Origin of the sequence: Pseudomonas putida, assembly GCF_028682395.1 — a bacterium.
Classification (GTDB): Bacteria; Pseudomonadota; Gammaproteobacteria; order Pseudomonadales; family Pseudomonadaceae; genus Aquipseudomonas; species Aquipseudomonas putida_AB.
Map to the genome: position 1 here is coordinate 869,410 of NZ_JANHLC010000001.1, position 14,021 is coordinate 883,430.

At 61.6% G+C, this 14,021-nt stretch carries 12 protein-coding genes; 3 read left to right on the top strand and 9 right to left on the bottom strand.

Annotated features, from left to right (window positions below):
* The first annotated feature begins 11 nt into the window (after window positions 1–11).
* The 3 genes from xseA to leuA all read left to right on the top strand — a co-directional run bounded on the left by xseA (window position 12) and on the right by leuA (window position 4,230).
* A complete protein-coding gene (gene xseA / locus NPS46_RS04125; RefSeq protein WP_274105388.1) occupies window positions 12–1,391 on the top strand; it encodes an exodeoxyribonuclease VII large subunit in 1,380 nt (459 codons plus the stop codon).
* Window positions 1,392–1,394: 3 nt separating this feature from the next.
* A complete protein-coding gene (locus NPS46_RS04130; RefSeq protein ID WP_274105124.1) occupies window positions 1,395–2,216 on the top strand; it encodes a peptidoglycan DD-metalloendopeptidase family protein in 822 nt (273 codons plus the stop codon).
* A 331-nt stretch (window positions 2,217–2,547) separates the two neighbouring features.
* Window positions 2,548–4,230 carry a 2-isopropylmalate synthase gene (leuA, locus tag NPS46_RS04135; RefSeq protein ID WP_274105125.1) on the top strand — a complete coding sequence of 561 codons (1,683 nt, stop codon included), beginning with the start codon at window positions 2,548–2,550 and terminating at the stop codon, window positions 4,228–4,230.
* Between the two features lie 109 nt (window positions 4,231–4,339).
* On the opposite strand, the gene NPS46_RS04140 is transcribed toward leuA, so the two are convergent.
* From NPS46_RS04140 to pilW, 9 genes are all read right to left on the bottom strand, one after another.
* The gene (locus NPS46_RS04140) at window positions 4,340–5,131 is read right to left on the bottom strand and encodes an amidohydrolase (protein ID WP_274105126.1); all 792 of its coding nucleotides are present in this window, start codon (window positions 5,129–5,131) and stop codon (window positions 4,340–4,342) included.
* The gene (locus tag NPS46_RS04145; RefSeq protein ID WP_274105127.1) at window positions 5,119–6,267 is read right to left on the bottom strand and encodes a pyridoxal phosphate-dependent aminotransferase; all 1,149 of its coding nucleotides are present in this window, start codon (window positions 6,265–6,267) and stop codon (window positions 5,119–5,121) included. The genes NPS46_RS04140 and NPS46_RS04145 overlap by 13 nt, the downstream gene beginning before the upstream one ends.
* Before the next feature lie 111 nt (window positions 6,268–6,378).
* Window positions 6,379–7,851, bottom strand: coding sequence for a ribosome biogenesis GTPase Der (gene der, locus NPS46_RS04150; RefSeq protein ID WP_274105128.1), 1,473 nt, complete (start codon window positions 7,849–7,851; stop codon window positions 6,379–6,381).
* A gap of 138 nt (window positions 7,852–7,989) precedes the next feature.
* On the bottom strand, window positions 7,990–9,141 hold the full coding sequence (gene bamB / locus NPS46_RS04155) for an outer membrane protein assembly factor BamB (protein WP_274105130.1): 1,152 nt from the start codon (window positions 9,139–9,141) through the stop codon (window positions 7,990–7,992).
* On the bottom strand, window positions 9,134–9,775 hold the full coding sequence (locus NPS46_RS04160; protein ID WP_274105131.1) for a tetratricopeptide repeat protein: 642 nt from the start codon (window positions 9,773–9,775) through the stop codon (window positions 9,134–9,136). Before NPS46_RS04160 ends, bamB begins: the two co-directional genes overlap by 8 nt.
* A 43-nt stretch (window positions 9,776–9,818) precedes the next feature.
* Window positions 9,819–11,108 (bottom strand): histidine--tRNA ligase, encoded by a 1,290-nt coding sequence (gene hisS / locus NPS46_RS04165; RefSeq protein WP_274105133.1) that lies wholly within the window; start codon window positions 11,106–11,108, stop codon window positions 9,819–9,821.
* Window positions 11,109–11,136: 28 nt separating this feature from the next.
* Window positions 11,137–12,246: a flavodoxin-dependent (E)-4-hydroxy-3-methylbut-2-enyl-diphosphate synthase gene (gene ispG / locus NPS46_RS04170; RefSeq protein WP_274105134.1), complete on the bottom strand. Its 1,110-nt coding sequence runs from the start codon at window positions 12,244–12,246 to the stop codon at window positions 11,137–11,139.
* Window positions 12,247–12,248: 2 nt separating this feature from the next.
* On the bottom strand, window positions 12,249–13,256 hold the full coding sequence (locus NPS46_RS04175; RefSeq protein WP_274105136.1) for a RodZ domain-containing protein: 1,008 nt from the start codon (window positions 13,254–13,256) through the stop codon (window positions 12,249–12,251).
* Window positions 13,256–14,014: a type IV pilus biogenesis/stability protein PilW gene (gene pilW, locus NPS46_RS04180; RefSeq protein WP_274105137.1), complete on the bottom strand. Its 759-nt coding sequence runs from the start codon at window positions 14,012–14,014 to the stop codon at window positions 13,256–13,258. The genes NPS46_RS04175 and pilW overlap by 1 nt, the downstream gene beginning before the upstream one ends.
* Between the last annotated feature and the right edge of the window lie 7 nt (window positions 14,015–14,021).

The window sequence follows — 14,021 nt, forward strand, 5'->3', positions numbered from 1 at the left end:
TCATGCCGCCCATGATTAAAGATCCCTTTGCCCGCCTGGGCCTCGACCGCGAAGTCCTTACCGTCAGCCAACTCAATGGCCGTGCCCGCGTGCTGCTCGAGGATGTGTTCAGCAATATCTGGGTCGAGGGTGAAATCTCCAACCTGGCCCGACCGGCATCCGGGCATATCTACTTCACCCTCAAGGACAGCGGTGCCCAGGTCCGTTGTGCACTGTTTCGCCAGAATGCAGCACGGGTCCGCCAGGCCCTGAGGGATGGCCTGGCGGTCAAGGTGCGCGGCAAGGTCTCGCTGTTCGAGGGCCGTGGTGACTACCAACTGATTCTCGACACGGTCGAACCCGCGGGCGACGGCGCCCTGCGCCTGGCCTTCGATGCCTTGAAGGAAAAGCTCAGCGCCGAAGGCCTGTTCAGCGCCGAGCGCAAGGTCGCGCTGCCCAGCCATCCACGGCGCATCGGGATTATCAGCTCGCCCACCGGCGCAGTGATTCGCGACATTATCAGCGTCTTCAAACGCCGCGCCCCCCAGGTCGAACTGACCCTGATTCCCACGGCGGTCCAGGGCCGCGAAGCGACAGCGCAGATTGTCCGCGCACTGAAGCTGGCCGACAGCCGCGGTTTCGATGCACTGATCCTGGCCCGTGGCGGCGGCTCCCTGGAAGACCTCTGGTGCTTTAACGAAGAGGCCGTAGCCCGCGCCGTCGATGCCTGCGTCACCCCCATCGTCAGCGCCATCGGCCATGAAACCGATGTCTCGATCAGCGACTTTGTCGCCGACGTCCGGGCGCCCACGCCTTCGGCAGCGGCCGAACTGCTGGCTCCGGATGCCAGCGATCTGCAACACCGCGTCGACAGCCTGCAGCGCCGACTGGTCATGCGCATCCGTGACCGCTTGATGCGCGAGCGCCTGCGCCTGGATGGCCTGAGCCGTCGCTTGCGCCATCCCGGCGAACGACTGCGCCAGCAGGCACAACGCCTGGATGACCTGGATATGCGCCTGAGCCGCGCTTTCGAGCGCCATCTTGCGGTCCGCCGCGAGCGGCTGATTCGCCTGCAAACCCGCCTGGCCGGCCAGCACCCGGGGCGCCAGTTGGCCCTGCTGCGCCAGCGCCTGGACGGCCTGGCCGAACGCCTGCCACGGGCGATGCGCGACACCCTCAAAGCCCGACGCCTGCTGCTGCAAGGCCAGATGCAGAGCCTGCATATCGTCAGCCCGTTGGCCACCCTGGGCCGGGGCTACAGCATTTTACTCGACGAACGCGGCCAGGCCATTCGCAGCGCCACGCAGACCCATACCGGCCAACGCCTCAAGGCCCGGCTTGGCGAGGGCGAGTTGCAAGTGCGTGTCGAGGACAATCACCTGACGCCCGTCACCCTTTCCCTACTGGACTGATCCATGCCGCGTTTTCTCGCCCCCTTGCTGTTGCTGTGCCTGTCCCTCAATGCCCATGCCGAGAGCTACATCACCCGGCAATTGAACAAGCCGGTGCCCGGCGGCGTGGCAGTGATCGACCTCGGCCCCGCTGCCCAGCCCCCCAAAGCCAGCTACCAGGGCAAACCGGTCCTGGTCGTCAGGGAGCAGGACACCTGGCGGGCGATCGTCGGCATCCCCCTCAGTGTCAAACCGGGCCCGCAGCAGCTCGCCAGCGCGGGACGCAACCTGAGCTTCAACGTCGGCAGCAAGCGCTACCCGGAACAACATATCAAGCTGGCCAACAAGCGCCAGGTCAATCCGGACCCGGCCGATCTCAAGCGCATCGAGCGCGAACTGGCCGAGCAACTGCGTGCCTATCGCAGCTTCAGCCCCACTACGCCGAGCAACCTGCTGCTGGACAAGCCGGTCAACGGCCCACTGTCGAGCAAGTTCGGCGTACGTCGGTTCTTCAACGGCGAGGAGCGCAACCCCCATTCCGGCCTTGATTTCGCCGTGCCCGCCGGCACCCCGATCAAGACACCTGCGGCGGGTAAAGTGATCCTGACCGGTAATTACTTTTTCAATGGCAACACGGTGTTCGTCGACCACGGCCAGGGCTTTATCAGCATGTTCTGCCATATGTCGAAAATCGACGTCAGCGTCGGCCAAAGCCTGGCCCGCGGTGCAGTGGTCGGCAAAGTCGGCGCTACCGGACGGGCGACAGGCCCGCATATGCACTGGAACATCAGCTTGAACGACGCGCGCGTTGACCCGGCGATCTTTATCGGCGCCTTCCAGCCCTGAACCCACTCAACATATAAATTGCGCCGGGAAAAGCCTGCGCGCAATTGACGAAGCACATTTCGTAATTCATGAGAATAAAATCTCGAATAAACGCTCTTTTCGACTATTTATCTCAATTTTTTTGACCCGCTTGCCAACCTCCCCGGCAGTGGTTAGGGTTGAGTCCATGAAAACCGCCCACACCCTCATCCAGCGCCGGCAACACCGCAGCCTCTGTCTCGTCAGCGCACGACTGCCGGGCTGAATCGCGGTACCTCGTCCCCAGCGCCACCCCCTATTCGATTCACCGGCAGGCCGCCTCTTTTCGGCCCGGACCACAAGGACTCCCTCGATGACCATGCTCAAAGACCCGTCTTCCAAGTACCGCGCGTTCCCGACCATCAATCTGCCTGATCGCACCTGGCCGTCGAAAACCATCACCACGGCGCCGATCTGGTGCAGTTCCGACCTGCGCGATGGCAATCAGTCGCTGATCGAGCCCATGGACGCGGTGAAGAAACTGCGCTTCTGGAAGACCCTGGTCGCAGTGGGCGTCAAGGAAATCGAAGCGTCCTTCCCAGCCGCTTCGCAAACCGATTTCGACTTTGTCCGCACCCTGATCGAAGACGGCCATATCCCTGACGACACCACCATCCAGGTGTTGACCCAGGGGCGCGAGGACCTGATCGAGCGCACCTTTGAATCCTTGCGCGGGGCCAAGAAGGCCATCGTTCACCTGTACAACGCGACCAGCCCGTCGTTCCGGCGCATCGTGTTCAACCAGGACAAGGAAGGCGTCAAGGCCATCGCCGTGAATGCCGCCAAACTGTTCGTCAAATATGCCGCCCAGCAGCCGGAAACCCAGTGGACCTTCGAGTACTCGCCGGAAACCTTCAGCGCCACTGAGCTGGAGTTTGCCAAGGAAGTCTGCGACGCGGTCATCGACGTCTGGAACCCGACGCCGGAACACAAGGTGATCCTCAACCTGCCGGCGACCGTCGAAGTGGCCACGCCCAATATCTACGCCGACCAGATCGAATGGTTCGGTCGCCATATCAACCGCCGTGACAGCGTGATCATCAGCCTGCACACCCACAATGACCGTGGGACTGGCGTCGCGGCCACCGAACTGGGCCTGATGGCCGGTGCCGATCGCGTCGAAGGCTGCCTGTTCGGCAACGGCGAGCGCACCGGTAACGTCGACCTGGTGACCGTCGCCTTGAACCTCTACACCCAGGGTGTCGATCCCGAGCTGGACTTCTCCGATATCGACGGCGTGCGCAAGGTCGTCGAAGAGTGCAACCAGATTCCGGTGCACCCACGTCACCCCTATGTCGGCGACCTGGTCCACACCGCCTTCTCCGGCTCGCACCAGGACGCGATCCGCAAGGGCTTCAGCCAGCAGAAAGCGGACGGCCTGTGGGAAGTCCCCTACTTGCCAATCGATCCCGCGGATATCGGCCGCAGCTACGAGGCGGTGATTCGGGTCAACAGCCAGTCGGGCAAGGGCGGCATCACTTACCTGCTCGAGCAGGAATACGGCATCAGCCTGCCACGCCGCATGCAGATCGAATTCAGCCAGGTGGTCCAGCGTGAAACCGACCGTCTGGGCCTGGAAATGACTGCCCAGCAGATTCACAGCCTGTTGCACAGTGAATACTTGCAGGCCAATAGCCCGTACGCACTGGTCAGTCATCGCCTGCAGGAAGAGAACGGCAACAGCGCGGTGGAAGTCGAGGTCTCGACCAAGGGCCAGGGCGAAACCAACCTGCGCTGGCACGGCAAGGGTAACGGCGCCTTGGAAGCACTGGTTGCCGGCCTGCCGGTGGCCGTGGAGATCATGGACTACAACGAGCACGCGATTGGCTCGGGCACCCATGCCAAGGCCGCCGCCTATATCGAGCTTCGGGTAAACGGCGAGCGTGCGGTCCATGGCGTGGGCATCGATGAGAACATCACCACAGCCAGCTTCAAGGCACTGTTCAGCGCCCTGAACCGCTCCCTGAGCCAGCTGGAAGCCAACAAGGCAGCCTAACAAGCACTGCCCGGCCATAGAAAAGGCCCCGAGGTTTCGCCTCGGGGCCTTTTGCTTTCTTCGCCATTACCCACCCTGTAGAGGCGAGCGTCCAGCGCGGTCGACCGTCTTAATGCAGGTCGAAGGTATCGGCATCCAGGTTGGCCGGAAAACGCGTCCGATAAGCCGCTAGTTCAGCCGCGCTGAGGCTGACCTCGAACACGCCATTGGCCTCCCCGGCCCCCAGCAGTGACTCGCCCTGGAAATCCAGCACCTGGCTGTCCCCGGTATAGGCGAAGCCCTTGCCATCAGTCCCGATCCGATTCACCGCCACCACATAGCACAGGTTTTCAATCGCCCGCGCCGGCAGCAGCCGGTTCCAGTGCAAACGTCGGGCACCCGGCCAATTCGCGGTGTACAGCAGCAAATCGGTATCCTGGGCGTCGCGACTCCACACCGGGAAGCGCAGGTCGTAGCAAATCAACGGCCGAATTCGCCAGCCCTTGATCTCGAACTGCACCTGGCGCTCGCCCGGGGTGTAATGTTTGTGCTCTCCGGCCATGCGAAACAGGTGACGCTTGTCGTAGTGCAACACTTCACCATCCGGACGTGCCCACAGCAGGCGATTGCGATGGCTGCCATCGGCGGCCTGGATAATCACACTGCCGGTCACCACCGCATTGTGCTTGCGAGCCTGGCCCTTGAGCCATTGGGTAGTCGGCCCGTTCTCCGGCTCGGCCAGGGTCTGGGACTCCATGGAAAAACCGGTGGTGAACATCTCCGGCAGGATAATCAGATCCGCCTGGTTCACCTGTTCAAGCAACTGCTCGAAATGCTCCAGGTTGGCCTGACGGTCGTGCCAGGCCAGCTCGGTCTGGACCAGGGCAATCTGCAGATCGGGCAAGGCACTCAGATCGCGCATAGTTTTTCCGCTGCCTGACGCAGCGTCTCCTCGCGTTTGGCGAAGCACAGGCGAACCAGTCGCTGTCCTTCGGGTGGGCTCTGGTAGAACACCGACACCGGGATCGTCGCCACACCGTGTTCACGGGTCAGCCAGATCGACATATCGACATCGTTCAGGTCCGGACGAATACGTGAGTAGTCGACCAGTTGGAAATAGGTGCCCGCCACGCGGGTAAAGCTGAAGCGCGAAGGCTGCAGCAAGTCGCAAAACAGGTCGCGCTTTTGCTGGTAGAACGCCGGCAGCTCTTCAACATGCTCAGGGTGCGCCGCCATAAAGTCGGCCAGGGCGTATTGCAGCGGGGTCACACCGCAGAAACTGACGTACTGGTGCACCTTGCGCAACTCGGCAGTCAGGGCCGGCGGCGCAACCACGTAGCCGGTCTTCCAGCCAGTGACATGGTAGGTCTTGCCGAACGAGCTCACGACAAAGGCACGCCGGTACAACGCCTCATGGGCCAGCACGCTGACATGGGGCACACCGTCAAAGACCAGGTGTTCATAGACCTCGTCGCTGATCAGGTAGATATCGCGCTCCGCGATCAGGCGCGCCAATTGGTCCAGCTCTGCCCGACTGATCAGCGCACCGCTCGGGTTGTGCGGGCTGTTGAGGATGATCATGCGCGTACGTGGGCTCAACGCCGCTTCGAGCTTCTGCCAGTCGATGGCAAAATCCTCGAGGCCCAGTTGCACGTGGACGCAACGCCCGCCGGCCAGTTCCACCGCCGGCTCATAGCTGTCATAGCAGGGATCGAAGACGATCACTTCGTCGCCACTGTGGATAACCGCCTGGATGGCGCAAAAAATCGCCTGGGTGGCGCCCGGGGTGATGGTCACCTCGCTGTCGGCGTCGACCTGGCAGCCGTAGCTGCGGGCAATCTTGGCCGCCACCTGCTGGCGCAGGGCAGGTAGCCCGGTCATGGGCGAATACTGGTTATGGCCACTGGCGATATGTTTGCCAACAGCGTCGCGCAAGGCCTGGGGGCCATCGAAATCGGGAAAACCCTGGGACAGGTTCAGCGCGCCGGTTTCCACGGCAAGCTGCGACATACGCGTGAAGATGGTGGTGCCGACATTCGGCAACTTACTGGTGATCATTGGAGATTCCCTGCTCATCACCCGGCTCTACGGCGGCACGGGGCTCTCGAGAATAGCCCATCCGGCAGGCATGAAAAAGGGCGCCATGGGCGCCCTGTTTCAAGACCGGAATCAGCGCTTGTCGCGGCGCTTCTTGTCGGCTTTCTTGTGGTGCGACATCAAGCGACGCTTCTTGTTGACCTGACGGTCGGTCAGCGTGTTCTTGTTGCCTTCATACGGGTTCTCGCCACCCTTGAACTCGATACGGATCGGCGTACCGACCAGCTTGAGTACACGGCGATAGGTATTTTCCAGGTAGCGGATGTAGGACTTGGGAACCTTCTCGACCTGATTGCCGTGGATCACGATCAGCGGCGGGTTCGCGCCACCCAGGTGAGCGTAACGCAGCTTGATCCGACGGTTGTTGACCATCGGCGGCGCATGCTCGCCCACGGCGTCTTCGAGGATCTGGGTCAGGCGGCTGGTCGGCCAGCGGGTAACCGCCGACTTGAACGAGTTCTGTACCGACTGGTAGAGGTTACCCACGCCCGTACCGTGCAGCGCCGAGATAAAGTGGATATCGGCGAAGTCGACGAAGAACAGCCGGCGTTCCAGCTCGGTCTTCACGTAGTCCCGTTCACCTGGCGTCATGCCATCCCACTTGTTCAGCGCGATAACCAGAGCCCGACCGGCCTCCAGGGCAAAGCCCAGCAGGTTGAGGTCATGGTCGACCACGCCTTCGCGGGCATCCATGACGAAGATGACCACGTTGGCATCCTTGATCGCCTGCAGGGTCTTGACCACCGAGAACTTTTCAACTTCCTCGTGGATCTTGCCGCGCTTGCGCACGCCGGCGGTGTCGATCAGCGTGTACTTCTCTTCATTGCGCTCGAAGGGAATGTAGATACTGTCGCGGGTGGTGCCGGGCTGGTCATAGACGATAACCCGGTCTTCACCGAGCATACGGTTGACCAGGGTCGACTTGCCGACGTTCGGCCGGCCAATAATGGCGATCTTGATACCGTCTTTTTCGCTCGGACCAGGAATGCGCTTGGCTTCCTCGCCTTCGGCGACGATTTCCTCGGCTTCACCTTCTACGGCTTCAGCATCGTCACGCGGGAACTCGCTCAGGGCGATTTCCAGCATCTGCGTGATACCGCGACCGTGGGCGCCGGCAATCGGGATGGCATCGCCCAGGCCCATCGGGCTGAATTCGGCGCGGGCCATTTCCGGGTCGATATTGTCGACCTTGTTGGCGACCACATAGGAGCGTTTGTTGCGCTTGCGCAAATGCTCGCCAATCATTTGGTCGGCGGCGGTGTAGCCGGCGCGGGCATCCACCAGGAACAACACGACATCGGCTTCTTCAATGGCCAGCAGTGACTGCTCGGCCATTTTTTCGTCCATGCCATGTTCGTCGCCGGAGATACCGCCGGTGTCGATCAGGATATAGGAGCGCCCCTGCCACTTTGCCTCACCGTACTGGCGATCACGGGTCAGACCGGACAAATCGCCGACGATAGCGTCGCGAGTCCTGGTCAGGCGGTTGAACAGGGTGGATTTACCGACGTTGGGTCGGCCCACCAGGGCGATTACGGGAACCATGCGGCTCTCCACTGCGTTATTTCAGAAAATACAAAAGCCGCTGCGAGGCAGCGGCTGGTGCTCGGGGCAGCGCCTTGATAGCGCCGCAACCTCGGAATACGAGGCCGCTTGGGGTGTCCCCCAAGCATAGTCAAAGCCTTACTTGATGGTCAGGGCTTCCAGTTTGCCGCTGTTGCCAAACACGTAAATCATGTCACCCACCACCAGCGGACGAGCCCGCAGGCCGTCGCTGTCGATGCGCTCGCGACCGACGAAACGACCGTCGACCTGACTCAACAGGTGCAGATAACCTTCCAGGTCACCTACCGCTACATAGCTGGAGAACACTTCCGGCGCCGACAACTGGCGGCGAGCCAGCGAGTCGTTGGTCCACAGTGCGGTCGTGGAGCGCTCATCGATACCTTCCACGGTGCCCGAAGCCAGGCTCACATAGACGCTACCAAAACCCTGGGCGACACCGGCATAGCTGGAAGCATCGCGCTGCCACAGCTGGCGACCGCTTTCCAGATCCAGGGCCGCGACACGGCCCTGATAGCTGGCGACATACAGGGTGCCGCCGGACAACAGCAGGCCACCGTCGATATCGACCACGCGATCGAGTTCCGAACGCCCCTGGGGAATCGCGACACGCTGCTCCCAGACAGGTACACCGTTCTGGGTATCCAGAGCGACCACCTTGCCCGTGGACAGGCCGGCAACGGCCAGGCGATTGGTCACGATCGGGGCGCCAGTGCCACGCAGCGTCAAGACGGCCGGCGTGCTGTCATAGACCCAGCGCTGGTTGCCGGTGGCGGCATCCAGGCCGATCACACGGTCGTCCTGAGTCTGCACAACCACCACGTCACCGTTGGTGGCCGGTGGTGCGAGGACTTCACTGGTCACGCGAGCGCGCCATTTCTCTTCACCGCTGCTGGCGTCCATCGCGACGACTTCGCCCTTGAGCGTGCCGATCATCACCAGGCCGTAACCTACCCCGACCGCACCGGAAACCGGCAGCTCGAGGTCTGTTTTCCACTTCACGTCGCCGTTCATGCGGTCCATCGACACCACGACACCGGTCACATCCGCGGCGTAGAGGGTGTCACCGTCAACGGCCGGCACCAGCATGTTGTAGGTATCGCCCTGGCCATCGCCAATGGAACGACTCCACTGCTTGTGCAGAACGACTTCTTCTTTGAAGTCGACCAGCTCGGCCGGCGGCAGTTCTTTCTTGCTATTGCTGCTGCAACCCGCGGCCAGAACGGCCAGAGCCAGCAATGCTGCATGTTTCCAACGGATCACGTCACGCATCCCCTTTGGCCAAGTCGTCCAGCTTGATTTGTAAGCCACCTACCGCTGCTTCATCAGACAGCGCGGCCTTGGCCTTTTGGTACGCAGCATGGGCGTCATCGGTACGACCCAGTTGAACCAGCAGGTCCCCCTTGAGTTCTTCACGACTGGCCAGGAATGCCTTGTCCGTATCGCCTTCAAGCAGTTTCAGTGCTTCGTCGGCCTTGTTCTGTGCTGCCAGGACCTGCGCCAGGCGCTGACGGGCGATTTCACCCAGAGCGGCATTGGCCGGTTTGTCGGCCACGGCCTTGAGCTCGCTCGCGGCGTCGTCCAGCTTGCCGGTATCGACCGCAACCTTGGCCACGAACAGGCTGCCATATTGGGCATAGGCCGTGCCGGGGAATTCGCTGCCGAGCTTGCCGGCCAGTTCCGCCACGCGTGCAGCGTCAGGCTTGCCGTCAGGCGTCAGCGTGGTTTCCAGCAGTTGCTGGTAGAGCATTGAGGCGCCTTGCGACTGATTGCTCTGATACTTGGTCCAGGCCTGCCAGCCGAACACGATAACCAGTGCCAGCAGACCGCCGGTGACCAGGGGTTTACCGTTGCGCTGCCACCAGTCCTTCAGGTCCGCCAGTTGTTCATCTTCGGTACTCGACACCCCAATACTCCTTATTCGCTAATTCGGCTGTTTTCTTACAGCTTCAACCCTGCACGACGCAGGTGGCCAGGTGTGCAGCAAGCGCATCCCAGGCAATGCTTTGTTGTTCGCCCTGGCCACGCAGGGGTTTGAAACCTACCACTTGCTGGGCCAATTCGTCGTCACCGAGGATCAGGGCATACAGCGCACCGCTTTTGTCGGCTTTCTTGAACTGACTTTTGAAGCTTCCGCCACCGGCATTGATCTGCAGGCGCAGATTGGGCAACTCGTCGCGGACTTTCTCGCTCAAGGCCAACGCAGCCAGTTCAGCCGCTTCGCCGAAGGCGCACAGATAGACATCGACCTGACGGCTGATTTCTTCAGGCACTTGCCCCAGGGTTTCGAGCAACAGGATAAGACGCTCGATGCCCATGGCGAAACCGACGCCTGGGGTCGGCTTGCCGCCCATCTGCTCCACCAGGCCATCGTAACGACCACCGGCACAGACCGTGCCCTGGGCGCCCAATTGGTCGGTGACCCACTCGAAGACGGTCTTGCTGTAGTAATCCAGCCCGCGTACCAGCTTGGGATTGATCACATAGGGAATGCCGGCGGCTTCGAGACGGGCCTTGAGGCCTTCGAAATGCACCCGCGATTCTTCGTCCAGGTAGTCGGCCAGTTTCGGCGCATCCACCAGTACGGCCTGGGTGTCGGGGTTCTTGGTGTCGAGCACGCGCAGAGGATTGCTCTTCAGGCGACGCTGGCTGTCTTCGTCCAACTGTTCAAGACGGGCCGTCAGGTACTCGACCAGTGCTTCGCGATAACGTCCACGGGCTTCGCTGGTGCCCAGGCTATTGAGCTCGAGCTTGACCGCCGGGCGAATGCCGAGCAGGCCCCAGAGGCGCCAGGTCAGCACGATCAGTTCGGCGTCGATATCCGGGCCATCGATGTTGAACACTTCGAGGCCGATCTGGTGGAACTGCCGATAACGGCCTTTCTGCGGGCGCTCGTGGCGGAACATTGGGCCGATGTACCACAGTTTCTGCGGCTGGCCGCCACCGGTCAGGCCGTGTTCGAGCACCGCACGCACGCACGCGGCAGTCCCTTCAGGGCGCAGGGTCAGGGAATCGCCGTTGCGGTCCTCGAAGGTGTACATCTCTTTTTCGACGATATCGGTCACTTCACCGATGGAGCGCTTGAACAGCTCGGTGAACTCGACGATTGGCATGCGGATCTGCTTGTAACCGTAGTTATCCAGCAGGCGCGCCACGGTGCCTTCGAAATAGCGCCACAGGGGCGTCTGCTCGGGCAGGATGTCATTCATGCCACGAATGGCTTGCAGAGACTTGCTCACAAATAATCCTTAATTCGAATTCGTTCGATCAGCCACGGGCAATAACCGCCGCGTCAGCTTCGACCTTTTCGGCCGCTTTCTGGCGGATCAGCCGTTCCAGCTCATCCACCAGATTGTCATTCGTCAGTTTCTGCGCCGGCTTGCCGTCGATATAGATCAGGTTCGGCGTACCGCCCGTCAGCCCTATATGAGCTTCCTTGGCTTCGCCAGGACCGTTGACCACACAACCGATCACCGCGACATCCAGCGGCACCAGCAGATCTTCGAGGCGCCCTTCCAGCTCGTTCATGGTCTTGACCACATCGAAGTTCTGCCTCGAGCAGCTCGGGCAGGCGATGAAGTTGATGCCACGGGAACGCAGGTGCAGGGACTTGAGAATGTCGTACCCGACCTTCACTTCCTCGACCGGATCGGCCGCCAGGGAGATGCGAATGGTATCGCCTATTCCTTCGGCCAGCAGCATACCTAGGCCGACGGCGGATTTCACCGTGCCTGAACGCAGGCCACCGGCTTCGGTGATCCCCAGGTGCAGAGGCTGGACAATCTCCTTGGCCAGCAGGCGGTAGGCCTCGACGGCCATAAACACGTCGGAAGCCTTTACGCTGACCTTGAAGTCCTCGAAGTTGAGGCGCTGCAAGTGCTCGACATGGCGCAACGCCGACTCCACGAGTGCTGCCGGCGTGGGCTCGCCGTACTTTTTCTGCAGGTCCTTTTCCAGCGAGCCGGCGTTGACACCGATCCGGATCGGAATCCCGCGATCGCGGGCGGCATCGACCACCGCGCGCACGCGGTCTTCACGACCGATATTGCCCGGGTTGATCCGCAGGCAATCCACACCCAGTTCCGCCACGCGCAGGGCAATCTTGTAATCGAAGTGGATATCGGCAACCAAGGGCACCTTGACCAATTGCTTGATCCGGCCAAAGGCTTCCGCGGCATCCATATCCGGTACGGAAACCCGGACAATGTCGACACCGGCGGCTTCCAGGCGGTTGATCTGCGCCACGGTAGCGGCCACATCGTTAGTATCGCTGTTGGTCATGCTCTGGACAGCAATCGGCGCATCGCCGCCTACCGGGACCGAGCCCACCCAGATTTTGCGGGATACACGACGCTTGATTGGAGATTCGCCGTGCATGCTTACTGCCCCAATTTCAGACGGGCGGTTTCACCCGAAGTGAAAGGTGCGATATCGACCGGCTCGCCGTTATAGGTCACCGAGGCGCCACGGGCAAAGCCCAGGCGAACTGCCAATGGCGGCTTGCCGGAAACCTGCAGGTTCTCCCCCTTGCGCTTCAGGCCGCTGACCAGCACCTTGCCGGTGGCATCGGTAACCTGGGTCCAGCAATCGGCATTAAACTGCAGCCCCACCACACCTGCGCCCGCCGCGGGCGTCACTGCCGAAGCAGGAACGGCTGGCGCAGTGGTCGGCGCGACCGGTGAGGCTGGCGTCGGCGCGGGTGTCGGGGCGACAACCAGGGCCTGGGCCGCATTGGGCACCGGCACCACTGCCGGAGCAGCAGGTGCGGTGGCTACAGCGCCAGCCTGATCAACCGGCACTTCGGCCGCGGCCGGGGCCGGGGTGTTCAATTCAAGTGTGGTTTCTTCGCCATTCTGCGCAGCGGAAACCGCCTGGTCTTCCGGCTCGTCGATCGGATGGATCTGCGTGGTGCCGTCGGCACTTTCGACCTCCACATGCTCCATGCTCAGGCCTGCCTGGTCTTTGCTGCGCAGACTGGTCTGGTCCTGCCACCAGATAAAGCCGCCACCGATCACTGCTACCAGCAACAGCAGGCTGACAATCCGCAGAATCGTGTGGGAAACCCGGACCGGCTCCTCGATGCGCCCCAGACTATGGACACTGCTGCCCTGGGAGTCGGTGCCGGTGTACTGGTCGAACATCTGGACCAGAGGGGCCTGGTCTTTTTCGAGCAACTTGGCATAGGCGCGGATATAGCCGCGGGCAAAGGTATGCCCTGGCAGCTTGTCGAACGCACCGTTTTCCAGATGGCCCAGGGAGGTCACGGTCAGGTTCAGCTTCACGGCCACTTCGGCCACCGACCAGCCATGCCCCTCACGGGCCTTACGCAGGATCTCACCAGGGTTCACGCGAGTCGCTGCTACAACTTCGGGATGCGCCGCTTTCATCATTGCTCCGACAGGTATTGCTGATATTCCGGCGTACCGGGATAGAGTCGTTTTAATTGCAGGCCGTAACTGGCGGCCATGTCACGATCGTCGAAAATCTTCGCCAACCGCACGCCCAGCAACAGACTACGTGCATTTTGCCCGCTGAGCTGGCTAAAACGGTCGTAATAATCGCGGGCGGGAACATAATGCCTGTCTTCGAAGGACAACTCAGCCATTTCCAGCAAAGCCCGAGGCTGTCGGCGGTCCAGGCGCAGGGCTTTTTCCAGCTGCTGCTGGGCCAGTTCACGCTTGTCCAGGCGCAGTGCCGTCAGCCCAAGGTTCTCGAACACCCGCGAGCGCTCGCTATAAAGGCTGTCTGCGGCCGCTTGTTCGAAGCGCTCGTAAGCTTCCTTGTAGCGCTTTTGCTCAAACAGGAAGCTGCCGTAGTTGTTCAGGATCCGTGCATCACCGGGGCGCGATGACAGGGCCTTGCGAAAATGCTGGTCGGCCAGCTCGTTTTCCAGCTCGGCCTGGAACACCAGAGCCAGCGCGGCATTCGCGTCGGCGTCCGAACTGTCCAGTTCCAGCGCCTTGCGCAACGGCTCTTTCGCACGTTCGGCCATGCCTTGCTGCAAATAGCCGATGCCCAGTTGCACATACGCTTGGCGCGCCTCGTCACGCCCCTTGCCAGTCTTCATCGGGTTGACATTACCCGACGAAACGCAACCGGCCAGCAAACTGACGAACACAAGGCATAGCGCAGCGCGCAACGGCATGGAGATC